This window comes from Streptomyces sp. SID13666 (assembly GCF_010548325.1).
Lineage (GTDB): Bacteria > Actinomycetota > Actinomycetes > Streptomycetales > Streptomycetaceae > Actinacidiphila > Actinacidiphila fildesensis.
In genome coordinates this window covers 1-23277 of sequence record NZ_JAAGLX010000039.1, presented here as the reverse complement: position 1 = coordinate 23277, position 23277 = coordinate 1, and the positions used below count along the sequence as shown (strand labels likewise).

The following is a 23277-nucleotide window of genomic DNA, read 5'->3' as shown; positions in this document are numbered from 1 at the left end:
GCCCGACAGGCAGCGACCGCGAAGGGGCCACCCCATGCCACCCCAGCTCGCCGGAGGGATCACAGGACCCGGCCACCTGCGCCCCCTGCTGGACACCGTCCTCGACGCACTGACCGCCGGCGCCACCGCCCGCGGCGGACCCCTCCCCGCCGGCGGCCCCGACACCGTCGCCCGGCACGTACGCGACGCGTGCGCCCCCGTCATCCCACACACCGGAACCGGCGCGGAACACGCGCTGCGCACCCTCGTCCACGCCCTCGCCGCCGGAGCCGCCGACCCCGCGCACCCGCGCTGCGTCGCCCATCTGCACTGCCCGCCGCTGGCCCTCGCCGTCGCCGCGGACCTCGCCGCGAGCGCCCTCAACCAGTCCCTCGACTCCTGGGACCAGGCACCCGCCGCCAGCGCCCTCGAAGCCGAGACCACCGCCGCCCTCGCCGCCCTCGTCTACCCCGGCCACCGCGCCCCCGACGCCCTCGTCACCAGCGGCGGCACCGAGTCCAACCACCTCGCCCTGCTGCTCGCCCGCGAACGCCACCCCGGCGGACCGGCCCTGCGGGTCGTGTGCGGAGCCAACGCCCACCACAGCATCCAGCGCGCCATCTGGCTCCTGGGCCTGCCACCGGCCCACGTCCTGCCCACCCCCGCCGGCACCCTCGATCCGGCCACCCTCCACACCGCCCTCGGCGAGCTCCGCGACCCCGGCCCCGTCCTCGTCGTCGCGACCGCCGGAACCACCGACACCGGCGCCATCGACCCGCTCCCCGAGATCGCCCACCACACCGCCGCCCACGGCGCCGAACTCCACATCGACGCCGCCTACGGCGGACCCCTGCTGTTCAGCGACCGCGCGGCACACCGCCTCGACGGCCTGCCGTTCGCCGACTCCGTCACCCTCGACCTGCACAAACTCGGCTGGCAGCCCATCGCCGCCGGCCTGCTCGCCGTACGCGACACCACCGCCCTGCGGCCGCTCGCCCACCAGGCCGACTACCTCAACGCCGACGACGACACCGAAGCGGGCCTCCCCGACCTCCTCGGCCGCTCCCTGCGCACCACCCGCCGCCCCGACGTGTTCAAGATCGCCGTCACCCTCCGCGCACTGGGCCGCGAAGGACTCGGCGCCCTCGTCGACACCGTCTGCGACCAGGCCCAGCACCTCGCCGACCTCATCGACGCCCACCCCGCCCTCACCCTGCGCGGCCGCCCCGAGATCAGCACCGTCCTGTTCCGCCCCACCCACGCCGACGACACCCACGTCGCCGCCATCCGCCGCCGCCTCCTGCACGAAGGCCACGCCGTACTCGGCCGCGCCCACGCCGACGGACGCCTCTGGCTCAAAGCCACCCTGCTCAACCCGCACACCCGGCCCGCCGACCTCACAGCGCTCCTGCACCTCACCACGGAAGGCACCACGGCCCGATGACGACAGCGCCCCCCACCCCGGAACCCACCGAACCCGCCACCCCCGAAGAACCCCTCGACCTCCTCGGCATCGGCATCGGCCCCTTCAACCTCTCCCTCGCCGCCCTCGCCGACGGCATCCCCCACCTCACCGCCGCCTTCTACGACCAACGGCCCTCCTTCCAATGGCACCCTGGCCTGCTCATCGACGGCGCCACCCTCCAGGTCCCGTTCCTCGCCGACCTCGTCACCCTCGCCGACCCCACCAGCCGCTGGTCGTTCCTCTCCTACCTCAAAACCCGCGAACGCCTCTTCCCCTTCTACTTCGCCGAGCGCTTCCACATCCACCGCGCCGAATACGACGCCTACTGCCGCTGGGTCGCCGACACCCTGACCACCACCCACTTCGGCCAACAGGTCGACACCGTCCGCTGGAACCCCGGCCGCGCCCTGTTCGAGGTCGACCACACCCACCTCGACCGCAACGGCGAAGCCGAAGCCCTCGGCCGCACCCACGCCCGCAACCTCGTCATCGGCATCGGCACCAGCCCCTACGTCCCCGAACCCCTGCGCCCCCTCGCCGAAGCCCCCACCGTCCCCGTCATCCACTCCAGCGACTACGTCAACCAGCGCGCCCGGCTCCTCGCCACCGACCACATCACCGTCGTCGGATCAGGACAGTCCGGCGCCGAAGTCTTCCTCGACCTGCTGCGCGCCCGCCCCGCCGGCCGCGAACGCCTCACCTGGATCGCCCGCACCCCCGCCTTCGCACCCATGGAGTACAGCAAACTCGGCCTCGAACAGTTCACCCCCGACTACACCCGCTACTTCCACGGCCTCGCCGAACCCGTCCGCGACCAGCTCGTCCCCCAGCAGTGGCAACTCCACAAAGGCATCGACCACGACACCATCAACGCCATCCACGACGAGCTCTACCGCCGCACCCTCGACGGCGGCTGGCCCGACGCCACCCTCACCCCCGGCGTCACCGTCCGCACCGCGGGACGCCTCGGCAGCACCGGCATCGAACTCCACCTCGAACACGAACAACAAGGCACCCGCAGCCGCCTGCAGACCAGCGCCGTCATCCTCGCCACCGGCTACCGCGAACGCTCCATCGACCAACTGCTCGCCCCGCTCCACCCCTACCTGCGCCGCGACGCCGCCGGCCGGCCCCGCATCGACGCCGACCACCGGCTCGCCCTCGACCCGTCCATCAGCGGCGCCGTCCACATCCAGAACGCCAACCGCCACACCCACGGCGTCGGCGCCCCCGACCTCGGCCTCGTCGCCTGGCGCTCCGCCGTCATCCTCAACGCACTGACCGGCAAGGAGCCCTACCCCCTGCCGGCCAGAACGTCGTTCACCACCTTCGGCCTCGACGGGACGGCCGCCTCCAACGTGCCGACTAGAACAGCGGCACTCCGTCGCGGGTGAGCTTCCAGCTGTCACCGCCGAAGGCGGACGGATCGATCGAACCGTTCGCCTTCACCCACGCGATGATCGTGTTCCGGATCTCGTCCGAATTCGCCCACACCGACGGCGTCGCCGCCACATGCGGGAAATTGCCGCCACCGTTCGCCCGGTAGTTGTTCACCGCCAGCACGAACTTCGCCGCCGGATCCAGCGGCGCGCCCTGGAACGTCAGATTGGTGATCCGCGAACCCACCGGCTTCGCGATGTCGATCTCGTACGACACCCCGCCCACCACGTCGTAGTTGTAGTCCGGAGTGCTGTCCGCGTTCGTCAGCTTCGACACATCCACCACCGCACCCGCCGCGGTCTGCACGAAGTACTTCGCCGAGAACTCCAGATAGTCCTTCACCTGCGCACCCGTGAGCACCCGCGCGTCCAGCGTGTTCTCGTACACATACAGACCCGCCACATCCCGCAACGACACCTGACCCGCCGGAATCGCCGCCGTCCGCGAGAAACACGCCGCCTGCGACAGCACCGGCAGCGCCGCGTACGCCGTCCCCGCCAACGCGGCCTTCACCGTCTGGCTCTGCACCGCGTTGATGAAGTCGATGATCGGCGTGTCCTTGTACGGCGCCTCGGTCGCCGCCATCGCGACCGTGCACGTACCGACCACCTGGTTCACATACGCCACGACCTTGTCGTGCTCCGCCTTCACCAGCTTCACCACATGCGGGTCCTCCGCCACCGCGTTCGCGTTGCGGACCTCCGCCACCACCGACGTCACCGACCAGCGGCCCCGCGAGAACTCCAGCCCGATGTCGAAGACACTCAGCCGCATCCCCCACATCAGCGGCTCCGACAGCACCACGTTCTTACCGGACACCGTGTTGACGACCGTGCGCGACGCGACCTCCTTGTGCGTGTGCCCCACCAGGATCGCGTCGATCCCCGGCACCTGCTCCGCCACCAGCGACGACGCGTTCTCCGGATACGGCAGCGCGTCCCCGTACGACGTACTGCCGTCAAGACCCGAGTGATCCGTACAGATCACCACGTCACAGCCCAGCGCCCGCAGCTTCGGCACATAGATCTTCGCCTGCTCCACCAGACCCGGGAACGCCATCTTCCCCTGCACATTGGCCTTGTCCCAGATCGCGATCCCCGGATTCGTCAGCCCCAGGATCCCGACCTTGATGTCCTGCCCGCCGTGCACCCTGATCCGCTTGATCGTGTACGGGGGGAACGCCGGCTTCAGCGTCTTCGCGTCCACCGCGTTCGCCGCCAGCAGCGGGAAGTCGCACTGCTCCTGGAATTTGCGCAGCACCGGAATGCCGTAGTTGAACTCATGGTTGCCCAGCGCCGCCGCGTCGTACCGCATGTGGTTCATCGCCAGCGCCATCGGGTGCACCGGTGCGCGCTTGCCGGCGGTGCCGGTGATCGGGTCCACCCGCGCGTAGTAGTACGACAACTGCGTGCCCTGGATGATGTCGCCCGCGTCGATCAACAGGGTGCGGTCGCAGCCCTTCTCGGCACGCGCCTGCTCCACCAGCGTGGAGATCTTCGCCAGACCCACGTCGTTGTGGGTGCTGTCGTCGTACTCCTTGTCCGTGAAGTAGTCCCAGTTGAAGACATGGCCGTGCAGATCCGTCGTGCCCAGCACCCGCAGCGAGTACGTCTTCGGGCCGTGCCCGTGCCCACGCCCCTCGTCGTGCGCCTGCGCCGGCGCGGCGCCGGCAACGGCCCCCGTGGCGCCCGCGAGCGCCACCCCCGCACCCGTGGCGGCGGAACGGTTGAGGAAGGTCCTTCGGTTGAGCGGCATGTCGGCTCCTGGTCTGTCCGGTGATGTAACGCGCGTAGATTCTGGCGTAGGAACACCACCCCGCAACACCCCCCAGGCGTTTCCATCAGATGTCCCGCCGGAGAATGCCCCGCCTGCGACAGTGGGGCACATGGTCACAGAAACGGACAGGACCCACCCGACCGCCGAAGCCCCGCACGTCGGCGTCCGCGGCGAAGCCACCCTCGAGGTCGAACCCGAACTCGCCCGCATCGCCGTCACCGTCAGATCCCGCGGCGCCGACCGCCGCCACACCCTCGACGACCTCACCCGCCGCAACACCCAGGCCCTCGACCTCATCAAGAGCTACGGCGAAGCCGTCGAGAAGATCGAAACCGGCACCTTCGGCCTCACCCCGGAACTCCGCGAAAAAGGCCGCGACCGCGGCGAGAAGATCCGCGCCTACCACGGCGTCGTACGCATCGGCGCCACCCTCACCGACTTCACCGCCCTCGGCGAACTCACCACCCGCCTCGCCGACCTCGAACTCACCTCCGTCGACGGCCCCTGGTGGTCGCTGCGCCCCCAGTCGACCGTCTACCGCGAAGCCCGCAGGCAAGCCGTCCACGACGCCGTCCAACGCGCCCGCGAATACGCCGAAGCCCTCGGCTCCACCCTCACCGCCCTCATCGAACTCGCCGACGAAGGCGTCCAGCAGGCCACCCCCTACCCCCGACAGGCCTTCGGCGCCATGAGCTCCCGCGCCGCCGGCGGCCCCGGCATGGCCGACTTCGCCCCGCAGTCCCTCGACCTCGAACCCGAACGGCAGAACGTCTCCGCACACGTCACCGCACACTTCACCATGACCCCGCCCCCGCTCGGCTGACCCGGCGGCCCACCACCCGGCCCCCACCGGGACCCGCCACGCTGCTCACATGAGCACTGCCATGCACGTTCGACACTTGTCAACAACCGTTAATCCAGCCGACGTTGGACAGTCGCCTCCACCCATCTGCCTACCCGTCAGTAAGTCATAGGCTCGAAACATGCGCCGAGCAAAAATTGTCTGCACCCTGGGCCCCGCCACCGACAGCTACGACCAGATCAAGGCACTCGTCGAAGCCGGAATGGACGTCGCCCGCCTCAACCTGAGCCACGGCTCCTACCCCGACCACGAGGACCGCTACCACCGCGTACGCAAAGCCTCGGAAGAGACCGGACGCAGCGTCGGCGTCCTCGCCGACCTTCAGGGCCCGAAGATCCGCCTCGGCCGCTTCACCGAAGGCCCCGTACTCCTTGAACGCGGCGACGAATTCACCATCACCGTCGAAGACGTCGAAGGCGACCGCCAGCGCTGCGGCACCACCTACAAAGGACTCGCCGCCGACGTCACCAAAGGCGAACGCATCCTCGTCGACGACGGCCGCGTCACCCTCGAAGTCACCGAAGTCCAGGGCTCCCGCGTCCACACCATCGTCATCGAAGGCGGCATGGTCTCCGACAACAAGGGACTCAACCTCCCCGGCGTCGCGGTCTCCGTCCCCGCCCTCTCCGAAAAAGACATCGAAGACCTCCGCTGGGCCCTGCGCATCGGCGCCGACATCATCGCCCTCTCCTTCGTCCGCAGCGCCCAGGACGTCATCGACGTCCACCGCATCATGAAGGAAGAGGGACGCCGCGTCCCCGTCATCGCCAAGATCGAGAAGCCGCAGGCCGTCGACAACCTCGAAGAGATCGTCGACGCCTTCGACGGCATCATGGTCGCCCGCGGCGACCTCGGCGTCGAAATGCCCCTCGAAGCCGTCCCCATGGTCCAGAAGCGCGCCATCAAACTCGCCAAGCGCAACGCCAAACCGGTCATCGTCGCCACCCAGATGCTCGACTCCATGATCGACGCATCCCGCCCCACCCGCGCCGAAGCCTCCGACGTCGCCAACGCCATCATGGACGGCACCGACGCCGTCATGCTCTCCGGCGAAACCAGCGTCGGCAAACACCCCATCGAAACCGTCAAGGTCATGGGCCGCATCATCTGCGCCTCCGAGGAAGAGATCCTCTCCTCCGGCCTCCCCCCGCTCACCGAACGCAACAAGCCCCGCACCCAGGGCGGCGCCGTCGCCCGCGCCGCCGCCGAAATGGGTGACTTCCTCGGCGCCAAGTACCTCGTCGCCTTCACCCAATCAGGCGACACCGTCCGCCGCCTCAGCCGCTACCGCTCCCCGATCCCCCTCCTCGCCTTCACCCCCGAACCCGCCACCCGATCCCAGCTCAACCTCACCTGGGGCGTCGAAACCCTCCTCGGCCCCATGGTCCAGACCACCGACGAAATGGTGGACCAGGTCGACGAAGCGCTGCTCCGCATCGGCAAGTGCCGCAAGGGCGACGTCGTGGTCATCACCGCCGGCTCCCCGCCGGGCGTGCCCGGCACGACGAACATGGTGCGCGTGCACCACATCGGCGAGGACGACTCCCCGAAGTAGCCGGACCACTCCGTGGGGCTCAGTACTTGGGCCCCACATGCAGGTCCATCAACGCGACGGACGCGCGGCGCGCGACGGAAACGTTGTACGGGTCCTTGCCGCGACGGGTGACTTTCCATTCGACGCCGACCTTGTCGAGGGTGTCGCTGAACAGGGCGCGGATGTCGTCCGACTTGTTGGTGAAGAAGTACCGCGGGTACTCGTAGCGCTTCTGCTCGCCGCCGACGATCCGGGTGGTCCAGTTGGTGATCCGGCACCCGTCGGAGTGGATGAGCCCCCGGATGAACGCCCAGGGGTGGGCGTCGACGATCTCCTGCTGCCAGGGTTCGAGGACGATGCGCCTCTCGTGTTTGTGGCCTTTCCCGTGCTGGGGAAACATGCACCACAGGTGCTTCGAATAGACCTTCACGTTGTGGCAGCCCGTCCTGCGGACGCGGCAGGTCTTGTTGTCGGGGAAGACGGCCTGCATGGCCTCCTCGGCGGCGTCCATGAGGCCGGGCCAGCCGTCGCCGCAGGTGATCATGAGGCTCGGCACCCGGTGCTCCGAGTACTGAATCACATGGCCGTCTCCGAGATAGAGACCCAGCAGGTACGAGTACGCCGCCTCGTCCAACTCGCGCCCGTCGCAGCGCGGGCAGAGCGGATTGTGGGACCCCGGGCATTCGCCGCGCTTGGCGCGGTCCATATGCACCCAGTAGCTGACGGTGCCCAGTGGAACGCTGAGGCGGCGGCCGACCTCGGCGTTGGTGATGCCGGAGCGGACCAGATTGACGGCCTGATGACGAATCGCGAGATCGTGCATATGCCGAGCATGGGCTTCGCGCAGGAACAAAGGGGCCGTTTAGGTAACGGTTCACCATCTGCAGCGTTCTTTACAAAGAAATGCTTACCTTGGAATCAAAGGCGATACTTGTACCGGGTGCGGGATTCGAACCCGCAAGCCCTCTCGGGCAGAGGTGTTTGAGACCTCCGTGTATACCCTTCCACCAACCCGGCTAGGTGATGGTCAGGAGTGTACCGGGTCGGCGCGCGCGGGTGTCGCTAGGTAGGCTCATGGGTGCATTACCCCGCCATGATCGAGGAGTCCCGTTGAGCGCCGCCGAGCCCATAGACGAGCAGTCGCACGTACCGCCGATGACGACGCGCGTCGTCATCGCCGAGGACGAGGCACTGATCCGGCTCGATCTCAAGGAGATGCTGGAGGAAGAGGGCTACTCCGTCGTCGGCGACTGCGGCGACGGTGAGACCGCCGTCAAGCTGGCCGAGGAGCACCGGCCGGATCTGGTGATCCTGGATGTGAAGATGCCCGTCCTGGACGGGATCTCCGCCGCCGAGCTGATCGCGAAGGCGAAGATCGCGCCGGTGCTGATGCTGACCGCGTTCTCCCAGCGGGAGCTCGTGGAGCGGGCCCGGGATGCCGGGGCGATGGCGTATCTCGTGAAGCCGTTCAGCAAGAGCGATCTGGTGCCGGCCATAGAGATGGCGGTGAGCCGTTTCCAGGAGCTGCGGGCGCTGGAGCTCGAGGTCGCGGATCTGTCGTTGCGGCTGGAGACCCGGAAGCTGGTGGACCGGGCGAAGAGTGTGTTGCAGACGAAGTACGGGCTGTCCGAGCCGGCGGCGTTCCGCTGGATCCAGAAGACGTCGATGGATCGCCGGATGTCGATGCAGCAGGTCGCGCAGGCCGTGATCGACGAGGTTCCGGAGAAGTAGCGCGCGCTGGACATGGCGAAGGGCCCGCACCGTTTCCCGGTGCGGGCCCTTCGTCGTGGCGGGTCAGTCCTCGCCGAGGTACGCCTTCCGCACGGATTCGTCGTGCAGGAGGTTGGACCCGGTGCCCGACAGGACGATCTTGCCGATCTCCATGACGTGGCCCTGGTCGGCGAGCGAGAGCGCGGCCTGCGCGTTCTGTTCGACGAGCAGGATCGTGGTGCCCTGGGCCTTGAGTTCCACGATGGTGTGCATGATCTTCTGCATCATGATCGGGGAGAGGCCCATGGAGGGCTCGTCGAGCATGAGCAGCTTGGGCTGGCACATCAGGGCCCGGCCCATGGCGAGCATCTGCTGTTCACCGCCGGAGAGGGTGCCGGCGGCCTGCTTCTGCCGTTCCCCGAGGATGGGGAAGAGCTCGTAGGCGCGCTGGATGTCCTTGGTGATGCCGGCGGAGTCCTTGCGGAGGAACGCGCCGAGTTGCAGGTTCTGCTCGATGGTGAGGCGCGGGAAGATGTGCCGGCCTTCGGGGGAGTGTGCGAGCCCGAGGGAGACGATCTTGTGCGCCGGTACCCGGGCGAGCGGCTGGCCGTCGAAGACGATACGGCCGGCGACGGGCTTGATCAGCCCGGACAGGGTCCGGAGCGTGGTGGTCTTGCCCGCGCCGTTGGTGCCGATCAGGGTGACGATCTGGCCGGCCTCGACGCTGAACGAGATGCCCTTGACGGCCTCGATCTTGCCGTAGGCGACGCGCAGGTCCTCGACTTCGAGAAGTGCGGTCATTGGTCGTCCTCCGTCTTGCTGATGTTGCGCGCTTCCGCGGCTTCGATCTCGGCGCCGGCTTCGTCCTCGGGTGCGCCTTCGAAGGGTTCGCCGAGGTACGCGGCGATGACGCGGTCGTCGCGCTGGACGACCTCGCTGGTGCCTTCGACGAGTTTCTCGCCCTGGACGAGGACGGAGACGCGGTCGCAGAGGTTGAAGATGAAGCGCATGTCGTGCTCGATGACGAGTACGGAGATGCCCTGGTCGCGGACGGCGAAGACGAGTTCTTCGGTCGCCCGGGTCTCCTGGGGGTTCATGCCCGCGGTGGGTTCGTCGAGGAGCAGCAGTCCGGGTTCGCTGGCGAGGGCGCGGGCGATTTCGAGCTTGCGCTGTTCGCCGTAGGGCAGGTTGCGGGCGAGGTGCTCGGCCTTGTCGGCGAGTCCGGTGAACTCGAGGAGTTCCATGGCGCGTGCGCGGGATCTCGCTTCGGCGCGGTGGTAGCCGGGTCCGCGGATGAGGGCGGAGAGCAGGCCTTCCTTGGTGCGGGTGTGGCGGCCGACGAGCACGTTCTCCAGGACGGTCATGTTGGCGAAGAGCCGGATGTTCTGGAAGGTGCGGGCGATGCCGGCCTTGGTGACGAGGTGGGGCTTGGGCGGCAGGACGTTGCCCTGGTACTTCACGGTGCCTTCGGTGGGCACGTAGAGACCGGTGAGGCAGTTGAAGAAGGTGGTCTTGCCGGCGCCGTTGGGGCCGATGAGGCCGACGATCTCACCGGTGTTGACGGTGAGGTCGACGTCGCGGACGGCGGTGAGGCCGCCGAAGCGCATGATGACGCCGCTGGCTTCGAGGAGCGGGGTCCCGGCGGGGGCTTGGGTGGTCGTGGTCATGGTGTCTTTCACGCCCCTGCCTTGCCGGGGAGGACCAGTGCGTCGTCCGCGTGGAATTCGAGCTGGCGGCGCCGGTTGGCGATGAGGCCCTCGGGGCGGAATCGCATGAGGAGGATCAGGGCGATGCCGAACGCGAACAGCTCGTAGTTCTGCAGGAAGCCGAGCTTCTCGGGGATGAGGTAGAGCAGTGAGGCGCCGAGGATCGGGCCGCTGACGGTACCCATGCCGCCGAGGACGACGGCGGCGAGGAGGAAGGCGGAGTTGGGGGGTGCGGCGCCGGCGAACTGGTACGGGCTGGGCACGACGTTGTAGGTGACGTGTGCGCTGACCGTTCCGGCGAGGCCGGCGAGTGAGGCGCCGAGGGCGAAGGCGATGAGCTTGACGCGGAAGCCGTTGATGCCCATGGCGGTGGCGGCGGTCTCGTCCTCGCGGATGGCGACCCAGGCGCGGCCGATCCGGGAGTTGGCGGAGCGGGTGAAGACGAGGACCACGATGACGGTGATCAGGAGCATCAGCAGGTAGTAGTTGGCGTACCGGCCGAGGGTGAAGCCGCCGATGTCGTGGGCGTCGCCGAGGTTGTAGCCGAACAGCTCCAGGTCGGGGATCTGGGCGATGCCGTTGGGGCCGTTGGTGATCTTCGGTCCTGAGACACCGTCGAGGCTGTTGACGGCGAGGCGGAAGATTTCACCGAAGCCGAGGGTGACGATGGCCAGGTAGTCGCCGCGCAGTCGCAGGGTTGGTGCGCCGATGAGGACGCCGAAGACGAGTGAGGCTGCCATGCCGGTGAGGGCGGCGGCCCAGAACGGGAACTGGACGCCGGACCAGATGGAGAACTGGGAGCCGGAGACGAGTGCCGCGGCGTAGGCGCCGACGCCGAGGAAGGCGACGTAGCCGAGGTCGAGGAGGCCGGTGAGGCCGACGACGATGTTCAGGCCGAGGGCGACGGTGCCGAAGATGAGGATGTTGACGCCGAGGTTGGCGTAGTGCTCGTCGTTCTGGACGAACGGGTAGGCCAGGGCGGCGGTGAAGCCCATCGCGGAGGCGAAGCTGCGGTGTTCGGCGGTGAGCTGCGAGAACTGCCGGACGAGTCCGGAGGCGCCCAGGCCCCAGGCGCCGAAGGCGATGAGGATGAGGAGGCCGATGAAGATCTCGGAGTACTCGGTGCCGATGGCGAAGGTGAGCAGGCTGAGGCCGATGGCCGCGGCGAGGGTGATGATGAGGCGCTGGACCCAGCCGGGGAGGGTACGCGGGTCGTTGACGGGGCGGTCGCTGTGGGCGAGGCGCAGGTCGCGCAGGGCCCGGTAGCCGCGGCGGACGGCCGCGTTCTCGGCGAACCGGCCCAGTTCGTAGAACTCGCCGTCGGCGGGCAGCGCGGGCTGCCGGTCGAGGGGCAGGCCGAGGGCGCCGATCACGAGCACCAGGGTGCCGACGGCGGCGATGACGCCGCCGGGGTCGAGGTTGGCGAGGCCCTTCAGCTCGTAGGCGATGGCGATCACCGTGTACCAGGTGGTGACGAAGGTGCCGAGCGCGAGGAGCAGTACGGAGTTCTGCGAGTGGCTGGGGTTCAGCCAGCCGAGGCCCTTGACGCCGAACGCGGAGAGTGCGAAGAGCGTGGTGAGCAGGGCTCCGGCGAGGGTGAGCACCTGGAGTCCGCCGGGGTAGCCGGTGACGGTGAGGTCGCCGGGGAAGGCGGTGGTGTAGGTCCAGGACAGGAAGGTGGAGACGGCGCTGATGACGGCGCCGGCCAGGGTGACGGCTCGTGCCGCGCCGAGGGGGAGCGGGATGAGCCGGGCGGTCCTGGATTTCGCGGCCGGGAGGGTGTCCACGGCGGTGAGGGAGATGTCGGTCATACGATCACGCCCTGTCCGCGACGCGTTCGCCGAGCAGGCCCTGGGGACGGACGAGCAGCACGACGATGAGGAGGACGAAGGCCCAGACGTTGGCCCAGCTGCCGCCGCCGAGCTGTTCCATTCCGGGGATGTTGGAGATGTAGGCGGAGGCGCAGGATTCGGCGATGCCGAGGACGAGTCCGCCGAGCATGGCGCCGTAGATGTTGCCGATGCCGCCGAGGACGGCCGCGGTGAACGCCTTGAGGCCGGCCTGGAAGCCCATGTCGTACTTGACCTGGCCGTACTTGAGGCCGGAGGCGACGGCTGCGACGGCGGCGAAGAGTCCGCCGATCGCGAAGGCGATGACGATGATGCGGTTGGTGTCGATGCCCATGAGCTGCGCGGTGTCCGGGTCCTGCGCGGTGGCCTGCATGGCGCGGCCGGTGCGGCTGGTGCGGACGAAGGCGGCGAGGCCGGACATGCAGATCACGGCGACGACGACGAGGAAGATGTCACCGCTCTGGATGCTGATGGAGCCGACGTGGAACGGGCCGCCGGGCAGCTGGGGGAAGGACAGGGCGTTGTCGGCCTTCGGGTACCAGTTGAAGACTGCCTGCTGGAGTGCGAGGGAGAGTCCGATGGCGGTGATCAGTGGTGCGAGTCGTGGGGCTCCGCGCAGCGGTCGGTAGGCGAAGCGTTCCGCGCCGATGGCGATGAGGACGGCGACGAGGGAGCCGCCGATCACCATCAGTGGCAGCGCGACCCAGATGGATGTGCCGTCGGGGAGGCTCGTGTAGACCGTGAGGGCGCCGAACCCGCCGGTCATGAAGATCTCGCCGTGGGCGAAGTTGATGAGCTGGACGATGCCGTACACCATCGTGTAGCCGATGGCGATGAGCCCGTACATCGAGCCGAGGAACAGCCCGTTGGCCAGCTGTTGCGGCAGGGTGTTCACCGCATGGCCTCCATGTCGCTGAGGGGAGCAGGGGGATAACAGAAGGTGGGTCCGGGTATGCGCGGGCCGCGCGGTCGGTGGTGACCAGCCGCGCGGCCCGGGTGGTGCGAGAGACGGTCAGCCGGTGTAGGTGCCGCTCTTCACGGGCTCCCACTTGCCGCTCTTGACCTGGTACACGGTGAGCTGCTTGTTGGTGGTGTCGCCGAACTGGTCGAAGGACACGTGTCCGGCGATGCCGTCGAAGTCGGTCTTCTGGACGGCTTCGACGAGCTTGCCGCGGGCGTCGTCCATGGCGGGGAGCTTGCCGCTGTTGGCGTCCATGACGGCCTTGACGCCCTTGATGATGGCGGTCGCGGCGTCGTAGGAGTAGCCGCCGTAGGTGCCGTAGTCGCCCGGGTAGCCCTTGGACTTGTACGTGGCGATGAAGTCCTTGGCGCCCTGGAGGGTGGTGACCGGGACACCGACGGAGGTGGACAGGTCGCCCTCGGCCGCCGCGCCGGCGGTCTTGATGTAGGTGTCGGAGAACATTCCGTCACCGCCCATCAGCGGGATCTTGACGCCGGCGGCCTTGAGCTGCTTGGTGATCAGCTCGGACTCGTCGTACTGGCCGCCGTAGTAGAGGATGTCGGCGCCGGAGTTCTTGATCTTGGTGACGAGGGTGGAGTAGTCCGTGTCACCGGTGTTGACGTGGTCCTCGCCGGCGGACTTGCCGCCGAGCGCGGTGAACTTGCCCTTGAAGATGCCGGCGAGGCCGGCACCGTAGGTCTGCTTGTCGTCGACGATGTACGCCTTCTGCTTGTGCAGCGTGTTGAAGGCGTAGTCGGCGGCGAAGCCGCCCTGCAGGGCGTCCGTGGTGGCGGTACGGAAGTACGTCTTGAACGGGCGGACCTTGTCGCCGGTCGCCCAGGTCTTGCCCTGCGTCAGCGTGGGGTTGGTGTTGGACGGCGAGATCTCGACCATGTTCGCCGTGCTGAACACCTGCTGCATCGACTGGGCGACGCCGGAGTTCAGGGGGCCGACCACGCCGATGACGCTCTTGTCGGCGACGAGTGCGGTGGCGTTCTGCTGGCCGGAGGCGGGCAGGGCCTTGTCGTCGAGGGCCTTGACCTTGAACGTCACGCCGGGCACGAGCTTCTTGGCGTTGGCGTCGTCGACCGCGATCTGCACGCCGTACTGGATGCCGAGGCCGGTCGCCGAGTTCGCGCCGGTGAGCGGGGCGTCGACTCCGATGACGACGGTGGTGGTCGCGCCGTCGTCCTTCTTGCCGTCGTCGCTGCGGGACCCGCAGGCGGTAAGTGTGAGGGCCCCAGTGGTGAGCACGGAGGTCAGTATCAGCAAGGAACGGTGTCGCACGATCAGTCCTTTCCCCTGGCGCGGCCTGCTCTGGTGAGAGGCCGAGTCGTGCGCTGGAACCCGAACTGACAAATCCGGTGGCGCGGTGACTGGCCGTGACTCTAGGCCTGTGTGGGGAACTCGGGCAGCGGTGCGGGAAGAGTGTGACTGTCTTGTTATGCCGGATGGAAACTCTTGAGGTTTTGTTGAGGTTCGGTGAGGTATTTGCGTAGATCTGTCACCCTGTCCGCATGTTTTATGGCGATGTCCGGATAGCGAGAACCCGCACTTCCGCTACGGGGTGGAAGAGCCGCTGGTGGGGGTTGGGCGGCAGATTCGGTGCAGGAAAGCCGAGAGGTCGCGGGGGTAGCCGCCGCCGAAGATGAAGCTCTGATTCTGTATTGCGCGCGTGTTACGCAGCGTTACGTCGATCACGGGCAGATCGACGTCGAGTGGCAGTCCCGCGCATTTGCGCACGATCATCTTTATCGTGATGTGCCGGGTAGTTCCCTGCTTCACCGTTAATGGTGTCGAGGGGTCGATTTCGGCACCGAGTCCCTCGAATGAGGGAGTAACGCGGAGAATCGTCACCGGAGTTCCGTCCCGCACGCTGACCACGAATCCGAACACCCCCGACGCGGGTGCGGACATGGGCTGCAGATGTCCCGACTCGTAGGCGATGTAGGTGACCTGTGCAGGCCACGGGCCGGGGTCCGGCACCGGCTCCGGGGTGCGCATCGCGTGGCCCAGGCAGAGGACCGCGACGGTGGCGAGGGCCGCGGTGGCGGCCAGGACCGTACGGCGCCCCCGGTCGGACAGTGCGGCCCGGCGCACCTGCCAGCGGCCGGCCCAGCGCCCGACCCGGCCGTCGGTCCAGCGGTCCATCCAATGGACCGGCGGGTGGAGGGAGTTGACGCTGGGTGTTCCGCCGGCGGGACCCTCCACCGGGCCGATGCCGCTCACCGCGCCAGGACCCCGGTGCGGCCGGCCGGAGCGGGGTCGGGCCGGTGGACGGGAGTGGGGGCGTGGGCGGGCGCGCAGAGGCGCCGCACGTGCCGGATCCGTGCTGCCGCCATGGCCGCCCCCCTGCCGAAAACGCTAGGGCCTCCGGGCCCGCGCGACAACGGTGCGGGCCCGGCCGGTGGGTCAGACCGTGGTGGCGCCGGGGCTGGCGGGGCGCAGCATGCAGGTGAGGCGGGCGGTACAGACCCGCTTGCCGTTCTCGTCGGTGATGACGACCTCGTAGGTGGCCGAGGAGCGGCCGCGGTGGACGGGGGTGGCGACGCCGGTGACGTTGCCGGAGCGGATGCCGCGGTGGTGCGTGGCGTTCAGGTCCACGCCGACGGCGAGCTTGCCGGGACCGCCGTGCAGCATGGCGCCGACGGAGCCCAGCGTCTCGGCGAGGACGGCGGAGGCGCCGCCGTGCAGCAGGCCGTAGGGCTGGGTGTTGCCCTCGACGGGCATGGTGCCGACCACCCGCTCGGGGGACGCCTCGGTGATCTGGATGCTCATACGGTCACCGAGGTGGCCGGCCGAGAACAGGGCGGGCAGGTCGAGGCCGAGGCCGGACCACTGCGCCAGGATCTCCTGCGGGAACTGCGTGCTCGTCTGCTCGCCCATGCGGCCGGCTCCGATCGTCATCGTTCGGTGGTGTCGGTGGATCAGTGAATCGGTGTACTGGTCAGCTTTCTACCTGACGGTAGTCACGATCCGTGCACCGGGGCCGTCCGCTCCAGGCGGACGACCACCGACTTCGACGCCGGGGTGTTGCTGGTGTCCGCCGTGTGGTCGAGCGGAACGAGGACGTTCGTCTCCGGGTAGTAGGCGGCGGCGCAGCCGCGCGGGGTCGGGTAGTGCACCACCCGGAAGCCGTCGGCGCGGCGTTCCGTGCCGTCGGTCCACTCGCCGATGAGGTCGGCGTAGGAGCCGTCGGGCAGGCCGAGGGCTTCCGCGTCGGCGGGGTTGACCATGACGACGCGGCGGCCGCCCTTGATGCCCCGGTAGCGGTCGTCGAGGCCGTAGATCGTGGTGTTGTACTGGTCGTGCGAGCGCAGTGTCTGCAGCAGCAGCCGGCCCTCGGGGACGGCCGGGTACTCGACCGGCGACGCGGTGAAGTTGGCCTTGCCGGTGGCGGTGGGGAAGGTGCGGCTGTCGCGCGGGGCGTGCGGCAGGGTGAAGCCGCCGGGGTGCCGGACCTTGGTGTTGAAGTCGTCGAAGCCGGGCACGACGCGGGAGATCCGGTCGCGCACCAGGTCGTAGTCGGCTTCGAGCGCGGCCCACGGGACGGCGGTGTCGTCGCCGAAGACGGCGCGGGCCAGCCGGCAGACGATCGCGGTCTCCGACAGCAGGTGCGGGGAGGCGGGCCGCAGGGCGCCGTGCGAGGCGTGCACCATGCCCATGGAGTCCTCGACGGTGACGAACTGGTCGCCGCCCGCCTGGGTGTCCTTCTCGGTGCGTCCCAGGGTGGGCAGGATCAGGGCGCGCGATCCGGTGATGACGTGCGAACGGTTGAGCTTCGTCGACACGTGCACGGTCAGTGCCGCGTTGCGCATCGCGGCCTCGGTGACGGCGGTGTCGGGGGAGGCGGCCACGAAGTTGCCGCCCATGGCGAAGAAGACCTTCGCGGTGCCGTCGCGCAGCGCGCGGATGGCGCGTACGACGTCGAGGCCGTGCTCGCGCGGCGGGGCGAACCCGAACTCCTTCTCCAGGGCGTCGAGGAAGGCGGGGGCGGGGCGTTCGAAGATGCCCATGGTGCGGTCGCCCTGCACGTTGCTGTGGCCGCGCACCGGGCACACCCCGGCGCCGGGGCGGCCGATGTTGCCGCGCAGCAGCAGGAAGTTGACGACTTCCTTGATGGTGGGGACGGCGTGCTTGTGCTGGGTCAGGCCCATCGCCCAGCACACCACGACGCTCTTCGCGTCCAGGACCATGGCGAGCAGCCGGTCGATCTCCGCGCGCTCCAGGCCGGTGGCGCGCAGCACCTCGTCCCAGTCGGTGGTGCGCGCGGCGGCGGCGAACTCCTCGTAGCCGTGCGTGTGCTCGTCGATGAAGGGCCGGTCGACGGCGTCGGCCTCGACCAGCAGCCGGTTCAGGGCGCGGAAGAGCGCCTGGTCCCCGCCGAGCCGGATCTGCAGGAACAGATCGGTCAGCGCGGTGCCGGAGCCGGCCAGGCCGCGGGCGTTCTGCGGGTTCTTGAAGCGCTCCAGGCCCGCTTCGGGCAGCGGGTTGATGGTGACGATCCGCGCGCCCTGCTGCTTGGCCTTCTCCAGGGCGGAGAGCATCCGGGGGTGGTTGGTGCCCGGGTTCTGCCCGGCGACGATGATCAGGTCGGCGCGGTACAGGTCCTCCAGCAGCACGCTGCCCTTGCCGACGCCGATGGTCTCGGTGAGCGCGGAGCCCGAGGACTCGTGGCACATGTTGGAGCAGTCCGGCAGGTTGTTGGTGCCCAGCCGGCGGGCGAAGAGCTGGTACAGGAAGGCGGCTTCGTTGCTGGTGCGCCCCGAGGTGTAGAACACCGCCTCGTCGGGCGACGCGAGCGCGTGCAGCTCCTGCGCGACGATGTCGAAGGCTCGCTCCCAGGGCACCGGCACGTAGTGGTCGGCGCCTTCCGCCAGATACATCGGCTGGGTGAGCCGGCCCTGCTGGCCCAGCCAGTAGCCGCTGCGCCGTGCCAGGTCGGAGACAGGGTGCTCGGCGAAGAAGTCGGGTGTGACCCGGCGCAGCGTCGCCTCCTCGGCGACGGCCTTGGCGCCGTTCTCGCAGAACTCCGCCTTGTGACGGTGCTCGGGCTCGGGCCAGGCGCAGCCGGGGCAGTCGAAGCCGTCCTTCTGGTTGACCTTGAGCAGGGTGAGCGCGGTGCGGCGCACTCCCATCTGCTGCTGGGCCATGCGCAGGCTGTGCGCGACCGCGGGAAGCCCTGCGGCGGCGTGCTGCGGGGCTGTGACGTCGGGTGCGTCCTGTACGGGGTCGCCCGCGGGGGGTTTCGCTGCCATGTCTCCGATCCTGCCACGCGGGAGGGGCGGCCGCTCCGGCGCGTCCCGGTCGGCCGCCGGGCGTTGGCGGGGGTTGGCCGGGGTTGTCAGTGGGGCATGGGAGTATCGAGAACGTGGCAGCAAAGGCATCGAAGACGAGCGCAGCGACCGGCACGGCATCCACGGCGGGAGACCGGCCGCGGCTGCTCCTGCTCGACGGACACTCCCTGGCGTACCGGGCGTTCTACGCCCTGCCGGTGGAGAACTTCAACACCGCCACCGGCCAGCCGACGAACGCCGTGTACGGCTTCACGTCGATGCTGGCGAACACGTTGCGTGACGAGAAGCCGACGCATCTGGGCGTCGCCTTCGACGTCTCGCGCAAGACGTGGCGGTTCGACGAGTTCCCCGAGTACAAGGCGACCCGTTCGAAGACCCCCGACGAGTTCCGCAGCCAGGTGGAGCTGATCGGCGAGCTGCTGGACGCGATGGGCGTCAAGCGGTTCGCGGTGGAGAAGTACGAGGCGGACGACATCATCGCCACGCTGGCCACCCAGGCGGAGGCCGCGGGGTTCGACGTCCTCATCGTGACCGGTGACCGGGACGCGTTCCAGCTCGTCAGCGAGCACACGACGGTGCTGTACCCGACCAAGGGCGTCTCGGAGCTGACGCGGTTCACCCCGGCGAAGGTCGAGGAGAAGTACGGCCTGTCGCCGTCGCAGTACCCGGACTTCGCGGCGCTGCGCGGCGACCCGTCGGACAACCTGCCGGGGATCCCCGGGGTGGGGGAGAAGACCGCCACCAAGTGGATCACCCAGTTCGGGTCGTTCGCGGCGCTGATGGAGCGGGCCGACGAGGTCAAGGGCAAGGCGGGGGAGAACCTGCGCGCGCACCTGGACGCGGTCAAGCTCAACCGCCGGCTGACCGAGATGGTGCGCGACGTGGAGCTGCCGTGCGGCCCGGTGGAGCTGGAGCGCGCGTCGTACGACCGCGACGCGCTGCACATCGTGCTGGACACCCTGGAGTTCCGTAACCAGAACTTCCGGGACCGGCTGTTCGCGGTGGATCCGGGCGCGCGGGAGGAAGAGGCCCAGGTCGCCGAGGGCGTCGCCGTCGAGGGCGCGCAGCTCGCCGAGGGCGGCCTGCAGGAGTGGCTGGAGGGGCACGGCAGCGCGCCGCTCGGCATGGCCACCGTCGACACGTGGGCGCTGGGCGGCGGCACCGTCACCCAGGTCGCGCTGGCCGGGGCCGAGGGCCCCGCGGTGTGGTTCGACCCCGCGCAGCTGGGCGAGGCGGACGAAAAGGTGTTCGCGGCCTGGATCGCGGACGCCGCCCGCCCCAAGGTGCTGCACAACGCGAAGAACGTGATGCGGGTCTTCGCCGAGCACGGCTGGACGGTGGCCGGCGTCAGCATGGACACCGCGCTCGCGGCCTATCTGATCAAGCCCGGCCGCCGTTCCTTCGCCCTGGACGCGCTGTCGGTGGAGTACCTGGGCCGTGAGCTGGCACCGGCCGGCGCCGAGAGCGGGCAGCTGGCGTTCGGCGAGGAGCAGGAGGACTCCGCCGCGCTGGACGCCCTGATGGCGCAGGCGCGCACCGTCCTGGACCTCGGCACGGCGTTCACCGGCCGGCTGGAGCAGGACGGCGCGACGGGGCTGCTGCGGGATGTGGAGCTGCCGACGTCGGCGCTGCTCGCCCGGATGGAGCGGTCCGGGATCGCGGCCGACCGCGAGCACCTCGAGGGCCTGGAGCAGCGCTTCGCCGACGCCGTGCAGCAGGCGGTGGCCGAGGCGCACGCCGCGGTGGGCCACGAGTTCAACCTCGGCTCGCCCAAGCAGCTCCAGGAGGTGCTGTTCGGGGAGCTGGGCCTGCCGAAGACCAAGAAGACCAAGACCGGGTTCACCACGGACGCCGACGCCCTGGCGTGGCTGGCCGCGCAGACCGACCACGAGCTGCCGGTGATCATGCTGCGCCACCGGGAGCAGGCCAAGCTGCGGGTGACGGTCGAGGGCCTGATCAAGACGATCGCGCCCGACGGACGCATCCACACCACGTTCAGCCAGACCGTGGCCGCCACCGGCCGGCTGTCGTCCACCGACCCCAATCTGCAGAACGTGCCGGTCCGCACCGACGAGGGCCGGGAGATCCGGCGGGGCTTCGTCGTCGGCGAGGGCTTCGAGTCGCTGCTGACGGCGGACTACAGCCAGATCGAACTGCGGGTGATGGCCCACCTGTCGGAGGACGCGGGCCTGATCGACGCGTTCAACACCGGCGAGGACCTGCACACCACCGTCGGCTCGCACGTGTTCAGCGTCCCCAAGGACGCGGTGGACGCCGAGATGCGCCGCAAGATCAAGGCCATGTCGTACGGCCTGGCCTACGGGCTGTCCGCGTTCGGCCTGTCGCAGCAGCTGGGGATCTCCCCGGGTGAGGCGGGCGCGCTGATGGACACCTACTTCGAGCGGTTCGGCGGGGTGCGGGACTATCTGCAGCGCGTTGTGGAGGAGGCCCGCGGCACCGGCTACACCGAGACGCTGCTCGGCCGCCGCCGCTATCTGCCCGACCTCAACAGCGACAACCGGCAGCGCCGCGAGATGGCGGAGCGGATGGCGCTGAACGCGCCGATCCAGGGCTCGGCCGCCGACATCGTCAAGCTCGCGATGCTCCGGGTCGGCGAGGCGCTCACCGAGGAGAAGCTGGCCTCGCGGATGCTCCTGCAGGTGCACGACGAAATCGTGGTGGAGATCGCGCCCGGCGAGCGCAAGCGCGTCGAGGAGCTGGTGCGCCGCGAGATGGCCGGCGCCTACCCGCTGCGGGCCCCGCTCGATGTCTCGGTGGGCGTCGGCAAGGACTGGGAGTCCGCGGCCCACTGACGGCGCCGCCTGCGGCGCAGACGGGCGGCGGCCGCGTACAGCAGCGCGCCGCCCGCCAGCCCGGCCCCCGCGCCGAAGGCCGCCGTGGGCACGACGTCGCCGAGCGATGACGGGGCCCTGACGGCGTACTCCCGCAGACAGCGGACGACGGAGCCGGCCACCGCGCAGCCGGCCAGCAGTGTGACCACGCCGCCGCGCCCGCGGGGCGTCAGCCGCGGCAGCCGGGCGGGCGGCGGCTCCTTCGGGGCGGCGCGCAGCGCGCGGGCGGTGAACGCGGCCAGCACCAGCAGCGCCGCCGCCGAACTGCCGTACTGCAGCCACTGGTACAGCTGCTGCCCGTGCACCACGGTGTTCAGCACCGGCAGCATCCGCACCCCCCAGCGCCCGTAATGGGTGAAAGTGTCCCATCCGACGTGGGTGGTCGCGCCGATGGTCGCGGAGAGCCAGAACCAGCCCGCCGTGCGCGCCGACCACGGCCGCCGGTCCCCGCTGAACAGCGTCGCGGCGCGCCCCTGCCACCCCTCGGGCAGCAGCGCCAGCAGCGGATCGCGCAGGAACAGCCAGCCGCCCACCAGGCCCGCGGCGATCAGCGGATCGAGGGTCGGGACCGCCGCCGGCGAGTGCGTGACGTGACCGAACCGGAAGACACCGGACACCACCGACGCGGCGAAGTACGGGATGTCGGGGGCGAAGGAACCCGCGACGAGCGCCGCCGCGACCAGCGGCCCGCGGGCGGATCCGTCCCGGCGCAGCCCCGGCAGGACCGCTGCCGCGTGGCTCAGGGTGAACGGCATCAAACCCCCTCATGAAGTGATCCTTTCCGACCAGTATGCGGAGTACCGCACGGTGGATGCGCGCCGGAAGTTCCCGTAGGGTCCGTGGGGTTGCGGCGCGGTAACGCGCTCAGCTCGCACGTGGGAGGGACCGCGGACATGGCAGCGCGATACGGACGGCGGATACGCGCGATGCGCAGGGGGGCGGCGGGCACGGCGGTCGCGGCCCTGGCGGTCGCGGCGCTCAGCGCCTCGCAGGCACCCGGTTTCGCCCAGGCGGAGCGGGCCCGCAATGCCGTCCCCAAGCCGCCGCCCGGCCCGCAGATCGACGGCGGGTCGCCGTTCTACAGCGCGCTGCCGCCCGAGGACGGCTCCAGCGGCCTGGCCGTCGGCGGCACTTCGGCCCCCACGCCCACCGGCGGCACCGGCACGGGCATCGACACCGGCGGCACGGGCCTGCCCGGCACGGTGCTGGACGCCTACCGCAGGGCGCAGCTGGCCATCGCCACCTCCGACCAGGGCTGCAAACTGCCCTGGGAACTGCTCGCCGCGATCGGGCAGGTCGAATCCGGTCAGGCCGGCGGCGGTGCCGTCGACGCGAAGGGCACCACGTACAAGCCGATCCTGGGACCGGTGCTGAACGGCGCCGGTTTCGCGAACATCTCGGACACCGACGGTGGTACCTACGACGGGGACGCCGTCCACGACCGCGCGGTGGGGCCGATGCAGTTCATCCCGTCGACCTGGGCCAGTTGGGGAGCCGACGGCAACGCGGACGGCGTGAAGGACCCGAACAACATCTACGACGCCGCCCTCGCCGCCGGCCACTACCTGTGCGCCGACAACCGCGACCTTTCGGTCTCCGCGGACATCGACCGCGCGATCCTCGGCTACAACCACTCGCAGGAGTACCTGCACACCGTCCGGGCCTGGTTCCAGCACTTCAAGGACCAGGGAGCCGTCGCGGTCCCGGACAGCGGCCGCACACCCGGCGCCGGCGTCGGCCCGAGGACTTCGCCGCCGGCCACCGGCGTGCCGAAGCCGGGCGCCAGCCCGTCCGCGACGGCCACCGGCACCGTCTCGCCGGCGCCGACCACCGCCGGCCGGCCGA

18 protein-coding genes and 1 tRNA gene are annotated in these 23277 nt (G+C 69.7%); 7 read left to right on the top strand and 12 right to left on the bottom strand.

The window, feature by feature from the left end; all coding sequences use genetic code 11:
• Positions 1-34: 34 nt before the first annotated feature.
• On the top strand, positions 35-1423 hold the full coding sequence (locus G3I60_RS33925) for an aminotransferase class V-fold PLP-dependent enzyme (protein WP_164296073.1): 1389 nt from the start codon (positions 35-37) through the stop codon (positions 1421-1423).
• Positions 1420-2838, top strand: coding sequence for a lysine N(6)-hydroxylase/L-ornithine N(5)-oxygenase family protein (locus G3I60_RS33920; protein ID WP_164296075.1), 1419 nt, complete (start codon positions 1420-1422; stop codon positions 2836-2838). Before G3I60_RS33925 ends, G3I60_RS33920 begins: the two co-directional genes overlap by 4 nt.
• On the opposite strand, the gene G3I60_RS33915 is transcribed toward G3I60_RS33920, so the two are convergent.
• The gene (locus tag G3I60_RS33915; protein WP_164296076.1) at positions 2810-4639 is read right to left on the bottom strand and encodes a bifunctional UDP-sugar hydrolase/5'-nucleotidase; all 1830 of its coding nucleotides are present in this window, start codon (positions 4637-4639) and stop codon (positions 2810-2812) included. The genes G3I60_RS33920 and G3I60_RS33915 overlap by 29 nt on opposite strands.
• Positions 4640-4769: 130 nt before the next feature.
• On the opposite strand from G3I60_RS33915, the gene G3I60_RS33910 reads away from it, so the two are divergent.
• Entirely contained in the window at positions 4770-5483 is a 714-nt protein-coding gene (locus G3I60_RS33910; protein ID WP_164296079.1) for an SIMPL domain-containing protein, read from the top strand.
• 160 nt (positions 5484-5643) lie between these two features.
• Entirely contained in the window at positions 5644-7077 is a 1434-nt protein-coding gene (gene pyk / locus G3I60_RS33905) for a pyruvate kinase (RefSeq protein ID WP_138359075.1), read from the top strand.
• Positions 7078-7096: 19 nt separating this feature from the next.
• Here pyk and G3I60_RS33900 read toward each other — a convergent pair whose 3' ends face one another.
• Together G3I60_RS33900 and G3I60_RS33895 are read right to left on the bottom strand one after the other, a co-directional pair.
• Entirely contained in the window at positions 7097-7879 is a 783-nt protein-coding gene (locus tag G3I60_RS33900; RefSeq protein WP_164296081.1) for a helix-turn-helix domain-containing protein, read from the bottom strand.
• A 111-nt stretch (positions 7880-7990) separates the two neighbouring features.
• Positions 7991-8073: transfer RNA gene (locus G3I60_RS33895), tRNA-Leu, on the bottom strand.
• A 138-nt stretch (positions 8074-8211) separates the two neighbouring features.
• On the opposite strand from G3I60_RS33895, the gene G3I60_RS33890 reads away from it, so the two are divergent.
• Positions 8212-8787 (top strand): ANTAR domain-containing response regulator, encoded by a 576-nt coding sequence (locus G3I60_RS33890; protein ID WP_232484844.1) that lies wholly within the window; start codon positions 8212-8214, stop codon positions 8785-8787.
• Positions 8788-8850: 63 nt separating this feature from the next.
• Here the strand turns inward: G3I60_RS33890 and G3I60_RS33885 are convergent, their stop codons facing one another.
• From G3I60_RS33885 to G3I60_RS33850, 8 genes are all read right to left on the bottom strand, one after another.
• A complete protein-coding gene (locus G3I60_RS33885; protein ID WP_138359069.1) occupies positions 8851-9567 on the bottom strand; it encodes an ABC transporter ATP-binding protein in 717 nt (238 codons plus the stop codon).
• Positions 9564-10433 carry an ABC transporter ATP-binding protein gene (locus tag G3I60_RS33880; protein ID WP_164296085.1) on the bottom strand — a complete coding sequence of 290 codons (870 nt, stop codon included), beginning with the start codon at positions 10431-10433 and terminating at the stop codon, positions 9564-9566. The genes G3I60_RS33885 and G3I60_RS33880 overlap by 4 nt, the downstream gene beginning before the upstream one ends.
• Positions 10434-10441: 8 nt before the next feature.
• A complete protein-coding gene (locus G3I60_RS33875) occupies positions 10442-12283 on the bottom strand; it encodes a branched-chain amino acid ABC transporter permease (protein WP_164296087.1) in 1842 nt (613 codons plus the stop codon).
• A 4-nt stretch (positions 12284-12287) separates the two neighbouring features.
• Entirely contained in the window at positions 12288-13217 is a 930-nt protein-coding gene (locus G3I60_RS33870) for a branched-chain amino acid ABC transporter permease (protein ID WP_138359063.1), read from the bottom strand.
• A 117-nt stretch (positions 13218-13334) separates the two neighbouring features.
• Positions 13335-14555, bottom strand: a complete 1221-nt coding sequence (locus tag G3I60_RS33865) for a branched-chain amino acid ABC transporter substrate-binding protein (RefSeq protein WP_164296101.1) — start codon at positions 14553-14555, stop codon at positions 13335-13337.
• A 288-nt stretch (positions 14556-14843) separates the two neighbouring features.
• Positions 14844-15512, bottom strand: coding sequence for a hypothetical protein (locus tag G3I60_RS33860; protein WP_164296089.1), 669 nt, complete (start codon positions 15510-15512; stop codon positions 14844-14846).
• A gap of 183 nt (positions 15513-15695) precedes the next feature.
• Positions 15696-16169 (bottom strand): PaaI family thioesterase, encoded by a 474-nt coding sequence (locus G3I60_RS33855; RefSeq protein WP_138359385.1) that lies wholly within the window; start codon positions 16167-16169, stop codon positions 15696-15698.
• Between the two features lie 83 nt (positions 16170-16252).
• Positions 16253-18541, bottom strand: a complete 2289-nt coding sequence (locus tag G3I60_RS33850) for an FdhF/YdeP family oxidoreductase (RefSeq protein WP_164296091.1) — start codon at positions 18539-18541, stop codon at positions 16253-16255.
• A gap of 113 nt (positions 18542-18654) precedes the next feature.
• Between G3I60_RS33850 and polA the strand changes: the two genes are divergently transcribed.
• Positions 18655-21393, top strand: a complete 2739-nt coding sequence (polA, locus tag G3I60_RS33845) for a DNA polymerase I (RefSeq protein WP_164296093.1) — start codon at positions 18655-18657, stop codon at positions 21391-21393.
• Here the strand turns inward: polA and G3I60_RS33840 are convergent.
• Positions 21324-22187: a DUF4184 family protein gene (locus G3I60_RS33840; RefSeq protein ID WP_164608116.1), complete on the bottom strand. Its 864-nt coding sequence runs from the start codon at positions 22185-22187 to the stop codon at positions 21324-21326. The two genes, polA and G3I60_RS33840, sit on opposite strands and share 70 nt — an antisense overlap.
• A gap of 138 nt (positions 22188-22325) precedes the next feature.
• Between G3I60_RS33840 and G3I60_RS33835 the strand changes: the two genes are divergently transcribed.
• A partial coding sequence (locus tag G3I60_RS33835) for a lytic transglycosylase domain-containing protein (RefSeq protein WP_164608114.1) occupies positions 22326-23277 on the top strand: 952 nt, incomplete at its 3' end.